The organism is Kitasatospora sp. LaBMicrA B282, from assembly GCF_050325825.1.
Classification (GTDB): domain Bacteria; phylum Actinomycetota; class Actinomycetes; order Streptomycetales; family Streptomycetaceae; genus Kitasatospora.
The window spans coordinates 28,893-44,697 of the sequence record NZ_JBNQTI010000061.1; the positions used below are offsets into that span (position 1 = coordinate 28,893).

A 15,805-nucleotide genomic window follows, 5' to 3' on the forward strand; every position below is an offset into this window, starting at 1 on the left:
ACGCCCCCCCCCCCCCCCCCCCCCCACCCCCCCCCCCCACCCCCCCCCCCCCCCCCCCCCCCCCCCCCCTTTCCTCCCGGTTTTTGCGCCGGTATCCGGACGAGGACACCGGTGGGCTGACGGAGCGTCAGTCGGTGCGGATCCACGAGAACCGTCCGCCGGGTGCCGGGCGTCTTGGGGCTGCCGGGGTTCACCGATCGTCGAGGAGCCCTTGCGGACGGGTCCGGCGCGGTGTCCCATATGGGGCGCAGGTACGACCTCGGGAGGGGAACCGATGATGCTAGGCGGAAGTGTCCGGGTGCTGCCACTGGCCGCAGTGGTCCTGGCGGCCCTCACCACGGCGGCGCCGGCGGGGCCGCGGAACGGCGCGACCTCGTCGGTGACGCCGTCGCCCGCGCCGGCGCACGCCGGGCGGGTGCAGCAGGCGGCGGACACCTCCTGCGATCCCAACCGGAGCCCGTACCCCCCGCCCTCCTCGAACACCGCGAGCGGGCCCACCATCGCGGCGATCAAGGCGCGCGGCAGGCTGAACGTCGGGGTGGACCTGAACGACTACCGGTGGGGGTTCCGCGGCCCGGACGGGAAGCCCGAAGGGTTCGACATCGACATCGTGCACGCGATCGCCCAGTCGCTGCTCGGCGACCCGAACGCGGTCAACTACTTCGCACTCGACGACGAGCAGCGGATCCCGCGCCTTGATCTCACCAGTCCCGACCCCGTCGACCTGGTGGTGCACACCATGACGATCACCTGCCAGCGGATGCAGCAGGTGGACTTCTCGACCGTCTACTTCAACGTGGTGCAACGGGTGCTGGTGCCGCGGGCCAACAACGACCCCGGCGAGAGCGTGGACAAGGCGCTGCAGGGCAAGCGGGTGTGCGCGGCGAGCGGCTCCATCTCCGAGGACGACCTCAAGCAGAACATGCACGGGGCGAAGGCCATCGTCCCGGTGGACCAGGAGCTGGACTGCCTGGTGCAGATGCAACTCGGCAAGGCCGACGCCGCCCTGACCGACGACTCCATCGCCTACAGCCTGGCCGCCCAGGACCCGGAGGCCGAGGTGGTGGCCCAGCCGCTCGACACCACCCCGGAGCCTTACGGCATCGCGGTCTCCAAGGGGGCGCCGGACCTCACCGCCTGGGTCAACAAGGTGCTGGAGGACTACCGCAAGGGCCCCTGGCAGGCGAGCTACGACAAGTGGCTCAAGCCCTACGTCCCGGGCGCTGCGGAGGCCACCCCGCCGCCGGCGGAGTACCAGCACGCGTAGGCGGACCGAGCAGGGGGACTCCAGGGAGGAGGGATGGGTGGGCGCCGTGATCTAATTCCTCGGCATCCACACAGCTCCGCCAGATCGAGGAGAGTCCCCACCGGTGATGACGCCAGGTCAGCCCCGCTGCCCGCAGTGCTCCGGCACCCGGACACACCCCGTCCGTCAGGTCCACGACCGGTCGGTCGAGGTCCCGGCCGGGCTGCGGGTCGACCTGCTGGTGCCGCCGCCGGCGCCCGTCGAAGCGATCAGCCCGGAGCCGCAGCAGGCGACCCCGCGGTGGCGCATCCGCTCCATGGTGTTCCTGGCCCTGGGCCTGCTGCCGGTGCTGAGCATGCTGGTCGGCCTGGTCACGCACGGGAACCTCGGCTCGGGCTTCGACGCCGCCGATCAGAACTACCGCGAGGGTGCGTACTTCGGGGCCTTCGGCGTCCCGTTGATCTTCCTCCTGCTCGCCTGGACGACGCGCTACGGCGGGGCCGGCAGGTACCGCCCCGCTGTGCGGCAGGAGGACCACCTGGCGCAGCGCCGCCTGTACACCCGGCGCTCGCAGGTCTGGGAGCACGCCGACGTCTGCCTCGACTGTCCCGGTGCCTTCTTCGCCGAAGGCGTGCTGCGGGCCGACATCCCGGCCTCGCCGCTGATCGCGCTGGACCGGTTCCCGCTGATGGTGGTCACCATGGCCGACCGTGCGTACGGCACCGCGAGCTGACGCCCCGGCGGCCCGGACGGCGGACGGTGACCGGCGGGTGATCGTCGGTCAGGTCCCGGTCAGTATCATGGCGCCCGGCCCACGTGGGGGAGTGCGGGGGCACCGGGTAGGCGATGGGGGAGTGCGGTGACGGCCGTGGGTGACGAGGCGGGCAGCGGGGCGGCGCACGAGGGGCAGGTCATCGCCGGGCGGTACCGGCTGGTGCGGCGACTGGGGGCCGGCGGGTTCGGTCAGGTGTGGCAGGCCGTCGACACGGTGCTGCACGTCGACGTGGCGATCAAGCAGGTCTGGTTGGCCCCGTCGATGAGCCCCGAGCAGACCCAGGAGCGCCTGGTGCGGGCACAGCGGGAGGCGCGCAGCGCCGCGCGGCTGCGGGACCATCCGCACGTCGTTGCGGTGCACGACGTGGTGCTCGCGGACGGTGCGCCCTGGACGGTGATGCAGCTGGTCACCGGCCGCTCGCTGGCCGAGCGGCTGGCGGCCGACGGGCCGCTTCCGGTCGGCGAGGCCGCCCGGATCGGCGTCGCCGTGCTGTCGGCCCTGGGCGCCGCGCACGCGGCCGGCATCGTGCACCGCGACGTGAAGCCGGCCAACATCATGCTGACCGACGACGGCCAGGTCCTGCTCACCGACTTCGGCATCGCCGTGCGGCACGAGGAGACCGCGCTCACGGCCTCCGGCGGGGTGATCGGCTCGCTGGAGTACATGGCACCCGAGCGGGTGCACGGCCAGGAGGACGGGCCGGCCGGGGACCTGTTCTCGCTGGGCGTCTCGCTCTACGAGGCGGTCGAGGGGTGGTCCCCGTTCCGGCGGCCCACCCCGACCGCCGCCCTGCTGGCCGTGGCGACGGCCGAGGTGCCGCCGCCGCAGCGCGCGGGCGCCCTCGCTCCGGTGCTCGCGGGGCTGCTGGTGAAGGATCCGCAGCAGCGGCTGGCCGGGCCGGCGGCCGCCGCGCTGCTCGCGGGGGCGGCCACCGCGCCGGTGGTGACGGTGCTGCCGGCGATGCCGACGGTGCCGGCGACACCGTTCCCGCCCGCCCCGCTGGCGCCGCCGGTCGCCGCCCCGGCACCGCCCGCCTTCGCCCCGCAGCCACCGCCGGTCGCCGCCGCTCCGGCGCCCACCATCACCCCCGCCCCGCCCGGCCGGTTCCGCCGGCACCGGAAGCTGATCGCCGTCGCGGCGACGATCGCCGTCGTCGGCGCGGGCTCGGCCGTCTTCGTGACCCGCTACTCCGGCCGGACCGAGCTCCAGCAGAAGCTGCTCCAGCAGAGCGACATGCCCGCGGGCTACACGAGGGACGACGGGGACGGGGACCTGGGCTACTACCGACCGGTCTCGGGCACCTGGTCCTGTGCCGCCCGCAACCGGGAGGCCGTCTGGAAGCACTCGGCCGCCGACGCCGCGGAGTTCAGTGCGGACGCCGGCCCCGGCGCCGCCCCCGGGCAGAGCGTGGTCAGCTTCAGCGAGCAGCTCAAGAAGGCCAGTCCGGCCGAGATCGCCGGCAGTCTCCAGGCTGTTCGGGACGAGATCAGCCAGTGCGGGTCCTACACCGTCGACCTCGACGTCGGCCGGGGCGAGCAGCAGCACTGTCGGGTCGATGTCATCGCCCTGCCGGCCCCGTCGATCGGCGGTGACTGGGTGGCCCGCCAGGAGAGCTACACCTGCACCGAGTCGGGCAGCACCACCCCCGACGCGCCCGCCGTGGTGGAGAAGCTGACCACCAGCAAGGGCGGTTACCTGGTCGAGTTCTTCGCGGACATCTTCCCGCCCGACCCGCAGAGGGCCGATCTGATCACCAAGGCGCTGGCCAAACTGCCCTGAGACGGCGCACAGGTAGTACGGTCGGCCCGTGACCGTACTCGACCCGAGCACCCTCGAAGCGCTCACCCGCGCCCGGTACGTCAGTCTCACCACCTACCGCCGCGACGGCACGCCGGTGGCGACGCCGGTCTGGCACGTGGTGGCCGACGGGCTGCTCTACGTCTGGACCGAGACGAACACCGGCAAGGTCAAGCGGCTGCGCCGGGACCCCCGGGTCCGGGTCGTGGTCTGCGACGTCCGCGGCCGGATCGCCCCGGGCGCGGCGTCCGCCGAGGGCACGGCCCGGGTGCTGGACGCCGCGGGCAGCGACCGGGTGCGCCGGTTGCTGGGCCGCAAGTACCTGCTGGCCCGGATCGGCCACTGGTACGCCTCACTGACGGGCCGTCGGCGCCGGCGCCCGGTGGTCGGCCTGGAGATCACCTTCTGAGGCTGCCGCGCCCTCCGGGGCAGGCGCCGAGCTGCTCTCCAGGCGGATCACGATCGACTTGGAGGCCGGGGTGTTGCTGGTCTCGGCGGTGGAGTCCAGCGGGACCAGCACGTTGGTCTCGGGGTAGTAGGCGGCGGCGCAGCCGCGCGGGACCGGGTAGCGGACCGCCCGGAAGCCGGGCGCCCGGCGTTCGCCGTCGGGGTGGACGCTGACCAGGTCGACCAGGTCGCCCTCGTGCAGCCGGTGGTCGTGCAGGTCCTCCTGGTTGAGCAGGACGACCCGGCGCCCGCCCTTGATGCCGCGGTAGCGGTCGTCCGGGCCGTAGACCGTGGTGTTGAACTGGTCGTGCGAGCGGACCGTGGTCAACAGCAGGTGGCCCGCCGGGACTTCGACGGCGGTCGGCGGGTTGACCGTGAACCGGGCCTTGCCGGTGGCGGTGTGGAAGGTGCGCGAGTCGTGCGGCCCGCGCGGCAGCATGAAGCCGCCGGGCTGCCGGGCGCGCTGCTCGAAGGCGTGGAAGCCCGGGACGACGTGTTCGATGTGCCGGCGGATCACCGCGTAGTCGTCCCGCATCGTCCGCCAGCCCAGGTCGTCGCCGAAGAGCTCGTACCCGAGGCCGGCGATGATCGCCACCTCGCTGAGCAGGTGCGGCGAGCCGGGCAGCAGCCGACCGCGGGAGGCGTGCACCATCGCCATGGTGTCCTCGACGGTGACGAACTGCTCGCCGCCGGCCTGCTGGTCGCGCTCGGTGCGGCCGAGGCAGGGCAGCAGCAGCGCCTCGCGGCCGTGGCAGAGGTGCGAGCGGTTCAGCTTGGTGGCCACGTGCACGGTCAGCGCGCAGTTGGCCATCGCCGCCTCGGTGACCCCGGTGTCGGGGGTGGCCGCGACGAAGTTGCCGCCGAGCGCGAAGAAGACGTCGATCCGGCCGTCCCGCATGGCCCGGATGGAGTCGACGGTGTCCAGGCCGTGGTCGCGGGGTGGGTCGAAGCCGAACTCGTCGCGCAGCCGGTCCAGGAAGGCGTCCGGCATCTTCTCCCAGATGCCCATGGTGCGGTCGCCCTGGACGTTGCTGTGCCCGCGGATCGGGGCGGGCCCGGCGCCGGGGCGCCCGATGTTGCCGCGCAGCAGCAGGAAGTCGACGATCTCGCGGATGGTGGCGACCGCGTTGCGGTGCTGGGTGAGGCCCATCGCCCAGCACACCACGGTGCTGCCGGCCCGGGCGGCGTCGGCGGCCACCTCCTCGATCTGCCGGCGGGACAGGCCGCTCATCGTCTCGATCCGCTGCCAGTCCAGCGCCCGCCAGGCGGTCGCGCAGGCCTCGAAGCCGTCGCAGTAGCGGCGGATGAAGTCGTGGTCGAGGACGGTGCCGGGATGGGCGTCCTCCCTGTCGAGCAGGGCCCGGTTGAGGCCGGCGAACAGCGCGAGGTCGCCGTTGATCCGGACCGGGAGGTAGCGGTCGGTGAGCTGGGTGCCGGGGCCGGCCAGCCCGCGGGCGCTCTGCGGGTTGTGGAAGCGGCCGAAGCCGGCCTCCGGGAGCGGGTTGGCGGCGATGATCCGGGCGCCGCGGCGCTTGGCCTGCTCGAGGGCGGTGAGCATCCGGGGGTGGCAGGTGCCCGGGTTCTGACCCACGATGATGATCAGATCGGCGTGGTCGGTGAGGTCGGCGAGGGTCACCACGCCCTTGCCGACGCCGATGGTCTCCGCCAGCGCTGCACCGCTCGACTCGTGGCACATGTTGGAGCAGTCCGGCAGGTTGTTGGTGCCGAGCCGGCGGGCCAGCAACTGGTACAGGAACGCGGCCTCGTTGCTGGTCCGGCCGCTGGTGTAGAAGACGGCCCGGTCGGGATCGGGCAGGGCCCGCAGCCGCTCGGCGGTCAGCGCGAACGCCGCCTTCCAGGAGATCGGCGCGTAGTGGGTGGCGCCGGGGGCCAGGTGGAGGGGTTCGGTCAGCCGGCCCTGGGCCTCCAGCCAGTGCCCGTCCCGCCGCCGTAGCTCGGCGATCGGGTGGGCGGCGAAGAACTCCGGCCCGACCCGCTTGCGGGTGGCCTCCCAGGCGACCGCCTTGGCACCGTTCTCGCAGAACTCGGCGGTCTTCCGGTGCTCGGGACTCGGATCGGCCCACGCGCAGCTGGGGCAGTCGAAGCCGTCGACCTGGTTCATCGCGAGCAGCGCGTGCAGGCTGCGCCGGGGGCCCATCTCCGCCACGGAGTAGCGGGCCGACTCGGTGATGCCGTGCAGGCCGACGCTCGACGTCTTCGGCCCCGAGGAGGTCGGCTCCTCGGGGCGGGCCGCGCCGTCGCCCGTCGGCTGCGGCGGCGGGGCCGTACTGGTGGGATTCTCGGACATGTCCGTCACGTCGCGGCCGGATCGAAGATGGTCGCAGTCATCGCCGAGATCACCCTCCTGGGAACGCGTGGAACCGGCGGTAACCGGTCCTTCCAGTCTCCGCCCGCCGCTGGCGAGAAGGTGTGATCCAGATCACATTCGACTTCTGCTTTTCGCCGGCGGGCGGCAGCGCCCGGCCCCGACCCGCTGCTACTCCGTCGCCGTCCGCACCGTCAGGGCCGCCTCGCGGACGTCCGGGTGCGGGTGCCGCCGCAGTGCGCGCAGCAGGGCTCGCCACTCCTGCGGCCAGCCGGTGCGCGGGCCCAGGGCGTGGGTGAGGCCGACCGCGAACAGGCCGTGCGCGCAGGCGCCGTGGGTCGTGAGCCGGTCGGTCACGTCCAGCAGCACCGCCGGGTCGCCCGGGCGTCGGGTGGCGTTGAGCCGGTTCCGCAGCGCCTCCGCCGTGCGGGCGGCCAGCACCGGGCGGTCGGCGTGTCGGGCGGCCAGCCGGTCGAGTCGGTCGAGCAGCTGGTCCGGCTTGCCGTCGAGGTCCAGGGCGGCGGTCTGCAGGCGGATGGTGTGGGGGACGAAGTCGGCTGCCGTGCCGAGGAGTTCGGCTGCCGCGTCGGCCGCGGCCAGGGCCGCCGCCGACGGGCGGTCGGTCAGGCCCGCAGCGAGCCGGGCGGCCAGGTGGTCGATCCGCTGCCGGGCGGGTCGGTCGCGCTCGATTGCCGCATCCAGTCCGGCGTCCGCCTCGTGCGCCATGCCGTCGGCATCCGCCGCCTCGAACGCGAGCAGCAGTGCCAGCGCCTCGGACAGCCGGCGACCCGTGCCGCCGGTGGCCAGCGCGGCCAGGCCGCTCGCCGCGGTCCGCCAGGAGGAGCGGTTGGCGAGGTCGACGGTGACGGCTGCCAACAGCTCCTCCGCCTCCGGGTACCAGGGCGACCAGCCGGCCAGCAGCTCGAGCGCGTCGTGCGCGGTCTCCCGGTGGTCGCCGCCCGCCACCTCGGCCACCAGCGCGGCGTAGCGGGGGCGGTCACCGGCGGGCAGGTCCAGCGGCCGGGTGCGCAGCAGCTCGGACCGGGCCGCGGGCGTGCCGGTCGCGGCGGCGTCGAGGAGCCGCCAGGCCGCGGGCGAGGGGAGCAGCCCGACGGCCGCGGCCACGGCGGCCGCCCGGACGTCGCGGTGCTGGCCGGGCAGGTCGTGCGCCTCGGTGAGGAGTGCGACGGCGGTGTCCACCGGCAGCAGACGGGCGACCAGCCGCACCAGCTCCTTCCGGCTGGTCACCTTCGCCCCGCCGCCGGCCTGACCACCAACGGCCTGACCACCGACGGCCTGATCATCGACGGCCTGACCACCGACGGCCTGACCACCAACGGCCTTACCGCCGGCGCCTGCCGCCTCGCCGGCGCCGTCGGCCCCCGGCAGCAGCGCCGCCCGCAGCGCCGGTGCCAGCCGTGACGGCGCCACGAACCCGGCGGCCCGCCCGGCTACGTACAGCGCCACCCGCGCCCGGTCGTTGCCGGCCTGGGCGAGCAGCACCGGCAGCGCCTCGGCGGGCCGGTCCGTCCGGACCAGTGCCGCGAGCGCGGCCTCGGCGAGCACGGTGTCCCGGGAGTCCACGTGACGCCGGACGGCGGCGAAGCCGAGCTCGGGGACCGCCACCAGGGCGCGCAGGTGGCCGGCCCGCACCTGCCTGGGCAGCGACGCGTCAGCCGCCGCGCCGGCCAGCAGGCGCGCGGCGGCGGCCTGCTGCCGGGGCACCCAGCACTCGATCCCGTCCACCGGCGGCAGCCAGCGCGTCCCCTCCGTCAGGAAGCGCCCGTACGGCGGGTGGTCGGCGAGCACGGTGTCCAGCAGGTCGGTGCGGCGGCGGGCGAGCACCTCGAGCACCGGTGGCAGCACGGCTGCCGACGGCTCCAGCTCCAGCAGCCGCGCCGCCCGCTCGCCCCGGGTCGCCGGGTCGGCCAGCCAGTGCCGCACGGCCTGCCGGACGGTCGCGTTGTTGCCGGACCGGACCGCCTGCCAGAGGAGTTCCTGCAGTTCGGGCAGCCGGTGCGCGCGCCGGCCCAGCGCCTCGGCGAGGGCGAAGGTCAGCGTGTAGTCGAGCCGGTCCGCGCCGGCCGCCAGCCACGGCCGCAGCGCCTCGAGGACCTGGACCTCCTGGCCCCGCCGCAGCGCGGTGTCCAGGCGGCCCAGCGGCACACTGCCGAGCGTTGCGGAGAGTTGCCGCAGGGTGGCCAGGGCCCAGTCCACCAAGGGCGGTTCACCGCTCACCGCCTGCTCCCGCAGCACGCCGAGGGCCAGCTGCGAGAGTGCCTGGCGGGTCGGCCAGGAGGTGTCCCGGGCCTCGACGGCGTCGGTGACGATCCGCTCGAGGGCGGCAGCCGCCGACCCGGTGAAGAGCGCGGGCGGGACCGCGGCCAGCGCGACCAGGGCGGGGGAGCGGACCGGGTCCTGCTCGTTGCGCAGCCGCAGCAGCTCGTCGAGCAGCTCGCCGACCGCGGTCGCCTCGCCCGACCGGGCCGCGTTGCGGACCAGCAGCGGGTACGCGAGCGCCCGGTCCGCCGCGGCCGGCCGGCGGGTGGCGGCGAGCAGCTGCGGCCGGGCCTCGGCCACCGGCAGGTGGGCGACGTGGGCCAGCACCACCGACCACGCCTCGCCGCGCTCGGCGGCCTGCGCGGCCATCCGCCGGGCCTCGGCCTGCGCCCGCCGGCGGGGCAGCGCGTCGAGCACGGCCACCGACAGCTCGCTGTGGCTCAGGTCCCGGTCGGCGGTGGCCCGGTCGTAGCAGGCTTCGCGCCGGGACGGCGGCAGCGCGCGCAGCAGCCGGGCGAGCCAGAGCGGGGCACCGCTCCAGGCTCGGGCGAGGTCCGGCAGCTCGGGCGGGTCGAGCCGGGCGACCCGGGTGAGTGCGCTGCGGGAGATGTTCGCGACGGCGGCGCGCTCGGGCGGGGTGATCAGCCGGATGGTCCGGCCGGGTGCGGCGGTCAGCAGTCGGCCCAGGCACCGCTGCACCGGGTACGGCAACCGCGGGGGGCAGTGACGTTCCAGCAGCTCCAGCACCCGCTCCGGCCGCTCCCCGGCGAGGGCCGCGAGGACCTCGGCGTTGCGCCGCCACCAGGAGTCGCGGGCCGGCTCCGGCAACTCGGCGAGCTGCCGGGCCACCTCGTCCAGCAACAGGTCGGGGTGGCGGCGGGCCAGGTTGCGCCACTGCGACACGGCCAGGAAGAGCCCGGGCAGCAGCCGGGCCACGGCCTCGGGTCCGCACCCCGGCAACAGCCGGGCGGCCGCCGCGTCCCCCCACGACTGCCGGACGGCGGGCAGCAGCCGTTCCGCCAGTGCGGTGCGCCGGCGGGCCACGATCAGGGTGGTGAGCCGGTGGCGCAGCACGGCGGGTGCGTCGGTCAGCGCCGCCGCCAGCACCTCGTCCGGGACCCGCAGGTGGAGTGCGGCCTTCAACGCCTGGCGGCTGATCGCCGGGTCGGGGTCGGTGAGCCGAGGGGCGAGGAACTCGACGTCCTCGGCGATCGTCGCGGCGACGCCGGCCAGTGTCCGGCCGAAGGCGCCGCGGGTGTCCAGTTCGGTCAGCAGCGGCCGGAGGCGGTTGGGGCCGCCGTCCTGGCGCAGCGCCTTCGTCGCCTTCGTCCAGGCGGCGAGTCGCCGCATCCGGTCGGGGTGGGCGAGCGGGTCGAGCTCGGCGAGGAGCTGGTCGACGGCTTCGGCGGGTGGCGGCGGTGTGCTGGACATGCGGGCCATTCAACCGGCCCGCCGGGCCCGCCGTCGCACGGTTTTCCGGGTAGGTCGAAGGGGCCGGCGGCGGGGGCCCGCGCATTGACGGGTCGTCAGCTGCTATGTATCGTTCGTGTTACATCAGTCACATCAGCACATCGGCTCTCTTGGCTCAATCGGCACGTCGCACGTGATGGATCGTCAACGTACGAGTGGAGTCAGTCCATGTCATCCGCCGAGGAACCGTCCTCCGCCGGGGAGTCGCAGCCGCCGTACCGGCTCCCGCGGGTCAAGCACGAGCACCAGGCGCTGCGCCGGGTGGACGGGACGATCCAGATCGGCGGGGACATCCTCGGCATCGCCTCGGCGATCGACGACCCCGACGGTTCGCTCTGGCAGGTCATCCGGCTGGTGGACGGCACGCGGACCGCGGCACAGCTGACGGCGGACTCCGGGCAGCCGGCCGGGACCGTGACGGCCGTGCTCGCGGCGCTCCAGGGCGGCGGGTTCCTGGAGGAGGCGGCCGCAGCCGCGCAGGACTCGCGCCTGCTCAGCGCGGCGGAACGCGAGCGGTACTCGCGCAACCAGGCCTTCTACCGCTGGATCGACCTGACGCCGCGGTCGTCGGCATGGAGCGTGCAGGAGCGGATCAAGGCGGCCACGGTCGTGGTGATCGGGCTCGGCGGCGGCGGGTCGAGCGCGGCCCTGGCGCTCGCCGCCTCCGGCGTCGGCAACCTCCACCTGGTCGACCACGACCAGGTGGAACTGTCCAACCTCACCCGGCAGTTCCTGTACACCGAGGCCGACCTCGGCCGGTCCAAGGTCGAGGCCGCCGTGGCCCGGTTGCGCGCGGTGAACTCGACGATCGGCGTCACCGGCGAGGAGGTCAAGGTCGAGGGCGTCGCGGACCTGCGCCGGCTCGCGGCCCGCTGCGACGTGCTCGCGCTCTGCGCGGACCAGCCGTGGGAGCTGAAGCACTGGGCGGACACGGCCTGCCACGAGGCCGGGATCCCCTGGGTGACCGGCGGGTACGTCGGGCCGGTGACCGTGGCCCAGAGCTTCGCCCAGGGCGGGGCCGCCTGCTTCGAGTGCCTGCACCTGAACAGCCTCGACCTGGCCGACGACGCGCCGGCGCCGCTGGTCACGCCCGACGAGCCGGCCCCGCCGGGCAACGACGAGATCGCCGCGAGCACCGCGGTCTCGGCGGGCCTGGGCGGCCTGATGCTGGCGCACGCCGTCCTGGCGCACCTCACCGGGGCGCCGGACTTCGGCGGCCGCAGCTTCCAGTTCGGGCTCAACCTGGTCGCCCCGCAGGAGCAGCGCTACCTGACGGGCGACCGGCGACCGGACTGCCCGCTCTGCGGCGGCCGGGCCTGACGAGGCGGCGGTCGCCGATCCGGCCGACGCCGGCATGCGCAGTGAGCGCGTTCGTCGGTATCACATGCTTCGGAACCACCGGCGCGCCGACGACCCGGTCGCGCGCACGGTGCGGAGACCCGGAGGGAAGGAGGTGACAGGCATGCAGAAGACCGTCGAGATCCGCAAGCTGGGCCCGCGTGACACCGCCCAGAAGACCTTCATCCTGTGGGGCCGCTACTGATCCCGCGGCCCGGCGCCGCCGGCCCCCGGTGGGTCGGCGGCGCGCCGCGCCGGGGCGGGTCGGCCGGTCTCGGCGGGGGCGGCTGGAGCAAAGCGGATCGACCGATCGGGCGAACGGCCAGGACAGGTCCCGGGCGTGGCGGCCGCGAGTGCCTAGCCTCTCGGCAGCAAGGCTGATCCACGTCTTCGCCGAAAGGGACCCATGTCGGCTGACCAGGCACGACCCGTGAACCGCCGCGAACACCGAGGCGCCGGCCACCCCGCCCCCCAGCCCACGCAACCGCCGCGGCCGACGCCGGTGCCGCGGCCCACCCCGCCCTCGCCCGCGCCCGCCAGCGCCCGTCGCACGCTGCTCCGGCAGTTGCTCGGCGGTGGCGCCGTCGCCGCCCTGACCGGCGCGGCGACCCTCGCAGACCCCACCGCGGCCCAGGCCCGGCCCGCCACCCGGGCCGGCGACGACCCCTGCGACGCCTTCGCGGCCGACGAGTTCCAGCCCACCGGCAAGGTCCGCGAGTACTGGATCCAGGCCGACTCGTTCCAGCACAACGCGGTGCCCACCGGCCACGACCCCATGATGGGCCGCCACTTCACCCCGGAGCAGACCAGCTTCCCGGCGATCGGCTTCCGCGCCTACACCCCGCAGTGGGGCCGGCCGCTGGACGCCGATCCCGGCCCGGACGGCATCGGCGCGAACAGCGGGATCCCCGGCCCGGTGCTGCGCGCCGAGGTGGGCGACGTGGTCAAGGTGCACTTCCGCAACAACGACCAGCACTACGGCTGGCCGCACAGCGTGCACCCGCACGGCGTGCGCTACGACGGCGCCAGCGACGGCGGCTGGCTGGCCGCGACCCCGGACCGGCCGGGGACGGCCGTTCCGGTCGGCGCGAGCTACACCTACACCTGGACCTGCCCGCCCGGCTCGGTCGGCACCTGGCTCTACCACGACCACTCGGCGCTGCAGTCCCCGGCCGCCGCCGCCCCCGCGCACGACCCGAACACCCCGGACACCGCGGACCACCCGGACACCGCGGGCCACCCGGATATTGCGGACCACCCGGACCAGGGCGCCCGCGCCGCCGCCGCCAAGCCGGGCGGCGGCGACGACCCGATGACCGAACTGGGCGCCGAGCTGGGCCTGTTCGGCGTCCTGGTGGTCACCGACGAGCAGACCCCGAAGGTCGACCGCGAGTTCGTGGTCTTCCTGCACGACGCCAGCAAGTCCGACATCCCGTCGCTCGCGCAGAGCCTCGACCTGGTCAGCGGCGGGGCCTTCCTCGACAACACGCCGACCTTCACCGCGAAGGTCGGCGACCGGGTGCGGTGGCGGGTCGCCTCGCTGGGCACCGACTTCCACGTCTTCCACGTGCACGGGCACCGCTGGCGCAGCCGCCAGGGCTACCAGGGCTGGGTGGACTGCGAGATCATCGGGCCCGCCACCACGCTGACCATCGAGTACCTGGAGGACAACCCGGGCGACTGGGTCTACCACTGCCACGTCACGCACCACATGATGGGCGGCATGGCGGGGCGCTACCTGGTCACCGGCTGACCGCCCGGCCCCCGCAGCGCCCCCGCACCCGGGGGCGCCACCGCGCCGCGGGCCCGTCGGGACCCGTCAGCATCCGTCAGGGCCCGTCAGCATCCGTCAGGTCAGGCTCAGCACCGAGCGCAGCACCCGGGTCAGCGTCGCCTCCGGATCGGCCGTGCCCGCCGGCGACCGCCACGCGACGAACCCGTCCGGCCGCACCAGCACCGCCCCCTCCTCGCCCACCCCGTGCAGCTGCCCCCAGTCGGCGCCCGCCTCCGGGACCAGGTCCCCGTCGGCGCCGACCCGGTGGCAGGCGAGCGGCACGCCCAGCTGCGCGGCCGCCCGCTCGCCGGCCGCCTGCCAGGACCCGCCGCGCGACCCGCACAGCAGCACCGGCGTCTGCTCGTACAGGTCCAGCGTCGACAGCCGCTCGCCGTCCCGGGTCAGCCACAGGTGCGGTGCCCGGCCGCCCGGCTCGGCCACCGGCCGGAACTCCTCGGGGAGCGGTCCGCTGCCGGCCGCGCCGAGCACGGCGGTGGAGTCGTAGCGGTAGCCGAGCACCACGGCGAGCATGCCGGCCTGCCGCCCGGTGCCGGGGCTGACGTCGTAGCCCGGGTGGCGGTGCTCGGCGGAGCGGGCCGAGGCGCGGGCGGCGGTGGCCAGCGCCACCGGCCGCCGTTCGGCGTCGTAGCTCGCCAGCAGCTGCGGCCCGGCCCAGCCATGCAGCACGGCGGCCAGCTTCCAGGCCAGGTTGTGCGCGTCCTGGATCCCGGTGTTGGAGCCGAACGCGCCGGTCGGCGACATCTCGTGCGCGGAGTCCCCGGCCAGGAAGACCCGGCCCTCGGCGTAGCGCCGCGTCACCCGTTCGGCCGCGTGCCAGGGCGCCTTTCCGGTGACCTCCAGCTCCAGCTCGGGCACCCCGGTGGCGGCGCGGATCAGCGCCGTGCACCGCTCGTCGGTGAAGTCCTCCAGCGTCTCGCCGTCGTCCGGCCGCCAGGGCGCGTGGAAGACCCAGTCCTGCTCGTTGTCGACGGGCAGCAGCGCGCCGGCGCCCTCGGGGTTGCTCAGGTAGCAGACGATGAACCGCCGGTCGCCGACCGCCTCGGCCAGCTTCTTGGCCCGGAAGGTGATGCTGACGTTGTGGAACAGGTCGCCGGTGCCCTCCTGTCCGATGCCGAGCGCTTCCCGGACCGGGCTGCGCGGACCGTCGGCCGCGATCAGGTAGTCCGCCCGCACCGTGCGCAGCTCGCCGGTCTCCCGGGTCCGCACCACCGCGCTCACCCCGACCCCGTCCTGCTCGAAGGAGACCAGCTCGGTCCCGAACCGCAGCTCGCCGCCCAACTCCCGGGTCCGGCGCAGCAGCACCGGCTCCAGGTCGTTCTGGCTGCACAGGCACCAGCCGGACGGGCTGAGCCGGGAGAGCGCGCCGCCGGGGTCGATGCTCCGGAACAGCCACTCCTGGTCGGTGCCGGTGAGCGTGCCGGCCTGCAGGATGCCGTGGTTGTCGGCCAGCACCGAGGCGGCCTCGCGGATCAGCGGCTCCACCCCGGCGGTGCGGTAGAGCTCCATGGTGCGGACGTTGTTGCCGCGTCCGCGCGGGTGGTGCGAGGTCTGCGGGTGGCGTTCGACCAGCAGGTGGCCGATGCCGAGCCGGCCGAGGAAGAGCGAGGCGGACAGCCCCACCAGGGAGCCGCCCACGATCAGGACGGGCACGCGGTCGTCGACCTTCGACGTCATCAGCTCTCTCCAGCTGTGCGGGGGACGGGAGCGGCCTCGGGCGCCGGTCCGCCGGATCCGGCGGCCGCGCGGGCCTGCGCTCCTGTATTCCCGTCCGGGCCGCGCTTCTCCCGCCGACCCGCGAGCCGGCCGCAGGTTCACCCGCACGACTCACGCACCGTGCGCGTTCCTTAGCGGTCCGTAGTATCGAACGCATGCGATCAGGCCCCGGAACAGCGTGGTGGCCTGGCGCGAGCGAGAGGACAAGCACCGTGACCACCCTGTCCGACCGGCCGGACCCCACCCTCGCGAACTCGCGGTTGCGCGTCGTGCTGCTGCTGGACGTGCACGACGGCCAGGAGGCGAACTTCCTGGACGCCTACGAGCAGATCCGCCATCAGGTGGCGGGCGTGCCGGGCCACATCAGCGACCAGTTGTGCCAGTCGCTCGGCAACTCCTCCCAGTGGCTCATCACCAGCGAGTGGGAGAGCGCCGAGCCGTTCCTGAGCTGGGTCGAGAGCGCGGCCCACCGCAAGGTGGTCGAGCCGCTGCACGCCTGCGTCAGCGACACCCGTTCGCTGCGGTTCGTCATCGCCCGGGAGACCCCCGAGCCCGGCACCGCCGCCGCCCCGCCGCCGCCTCGGCCCCCCCGTCCACCGCTCCCCCGCGCACCTGCCA

General features: G+C 74.8%; 10 protein-coding genes. 7 read left to right on the forward strand and 3 right to left on the reverse strand.

Annotation, left to right across the window (positions count from 1 at the left end; translation table 11 throughout):
* Positions 1 to 274: 274 nt before the first annotated feature.
* The 4 genes from ACQRUO_RS18795 (at position 275) to ACQRUO_RS18810 (ending at position 4,227) form a co-directional block, all read left to right on the forward strand.
* On the forward strand, positions 275 to 1,267 hold the full coding sequence (locus tag ACQRUO_RS18795; RefSeq protein ID WP_428317115.1) for a glutamate ABC transporter substrate-binding protein: 993 nt from the start codon (positions 275 to 277) through the stop codon (positions 1,265 to 1,267).
* Positions 1,268 to 1,373: 106 nt separating this feature from the next.
* Positions 1,374 to 1,979 carry a hypothetical protein gene (locus ACQRUO_RS18800; protein ID WP_428317116.1) on the forward strand — a complete coding sequence of 202 codons (606 nt, stop codon included), beginning with the start codon at positions 1,374 to 1,376 and terminating at the stop codon, positions 1,977 to 1,979.
* 126 nt (positions 1,980 to 2,105) lie between these two features.
* A complete protein-coding gene (locus tag ACQRUO_RS18805) occupies positions 2,106 to 3,800 on the forward strand; it encodes a serine/threonine-protein kinase (protein ID WP_428317117.1) in 1,695 nt (564 codons plus the stop codon).
* A 28-nt stretch (positions 3,801 to 3,828) separates the two neighbouring features.
* Positions 3,829 to 4,227 carry a PPOX class F420-dependent oxidoreductase gene (locus ACQRUO_RS18810; RefSeq protein WP_428317118.1) on the forward strand — a complete coding sequence of 133 codons (399 nt, stop codon included), beginning with the start codon at positions 3,829 to 3,831 and terminating at the stop codon, positions 4,225 to 4,227.
* On the opposite strand, the gene ACQRUO_RS18815 is transcribed toward ACQRUO_RS18810, so the two are convergent.
* Complete coding sequence (locus ACQRUO_RS18815; protein WP_428317119.1) at positions 4,171 to 6,573, reverse strand: FdhF/YdeP family oxidoreductase; 2,403 nt, start codon at positions 6,571 to 6,573, stop codon at positions 4,171 to 4,173. The two genes, ACQRUO_RS18810 and ACQRUO_RS18815, sit on opposite strands and share 57 nt — an antisense overlap.
* Positions 6,574 to 6,762: 189 nt before the next feature.
* Positions 6,763 to 10,302: a hypothetical protein gene (locus tag ACQRUO_RS18820; RefSeq protein WP_428317120.1), complete on the reverse strand. Its 3,540-nt coding sequence runs from the start codon at positions 10,300 to 10,302 to the stop codon at positions 6,763 to 6,765.
* A 207-nt stretch (positions 10,303 to 10,509) separates the two neighbouring features.
* On the opposite strand from ACQRUO_RS18820, the gene ACQRUO_RS18825 reads away from it, so the two are divergent.
* The gene (locus tag ACQRUO_RS18825) at positions 10,510 to 11,661 is read left to right on the forward strand and encodes a HesA/MoeB/ThiF family protein (protein WP_428317121.1); all 1,152 of its coding nucleotides are present in this window, start codon (positions 10,510 to 10,512) and stop codon (positions 11,659 to 11,661) included.
* Between the two features lie 520 nt (positions 11,662 to 12,181).
* The gene (locus ACQRUO_RS18830) at positions 12,182 to 13,432 is read left to right on the forward strand and encodes a multicopper oxidase domain-containing protein (protein WP_428317122.1); all 1,251 of its coding nucleotides are present in this window, start codon (positions 12,182 to 12,184) and stop codon (positions 13,430 to 13,432) included.
* 96 nt (positions 13,433 to 13,528) lie between these two features.
* Here the strand turns inward: ACQRUO_RS18830 and ACQRUO_RS18835 are convergent, their stop codons facing one another.
* A complete protein-coding gene (locus ACQRUO_RS18835; RefSeq protein WP_428317123.1) occupies positions 13,529 to 15,148 on the reverse strand; it encodes an FAD-dependent oxidoreductase in 1,620 nt (539 codons plus the stop codon).
* A gap of 251 nt (positions 15,149 to 15,399) precedes the next feature.
* Here ACQRUO_RS18835 and ACQRUO_RS18840 point away from each other — a divergent pair.
* Positions 15,400 to 15,805, forward strand: a 406-nt coding sequence (locus ACQRUO_RS18840) for an antibiotic biosynthesis monooxygenase family protein (protein ID WP_428317124.1), incomplete at its 3' end; no start/stop codon positions are given.

Coding starts and splice junctions, on each gene's coding strand:
- ACQRUO_RS18795 (WP_428317115.1), top strand. CDS start 275: ATGATGCTAGGCGGAAGTGTCCGGGTGCTGCCACTGGCCGCAGTGGTC.
- ACQRUO_RS18800 (WP_428317116.1), top strand. CDS start 1,374: ATGACGCCAGGTCAGCCCCGCTGCCCGCAGTGCTCCGGCACCCGGACA.
- ACQRUO_RS18815 (WP_428317119.1), bottom strand. CDS start 6,573: ATGTCCGAGAATCCCACCAGTACGGCCCCGCCGCCGCAGCCGACGGGC.
- ACQRUO_RS18820 (WP_428317120.1), bottom strand. CDS start 10,302: ATGTCCAGCACACCGCCGCCACCCGCCGAAGCCGTCGACCAGCTCCTC.
- ACQRUO_RS18825 (WP_428317121.1), top strand. CDS start 10,510: ATGTCATCCGCCGAGGAACCGTCCTCCGCCGGGGAGTCGCAGCCGCCG.
- ACQRUO_RS18835 (WP_428317123.1), bottom strand. CDS start 15,148: ATGACGTCGAAGGTCGACGACCGCGTGCCCGTCCTGATCGTGGGCGGC.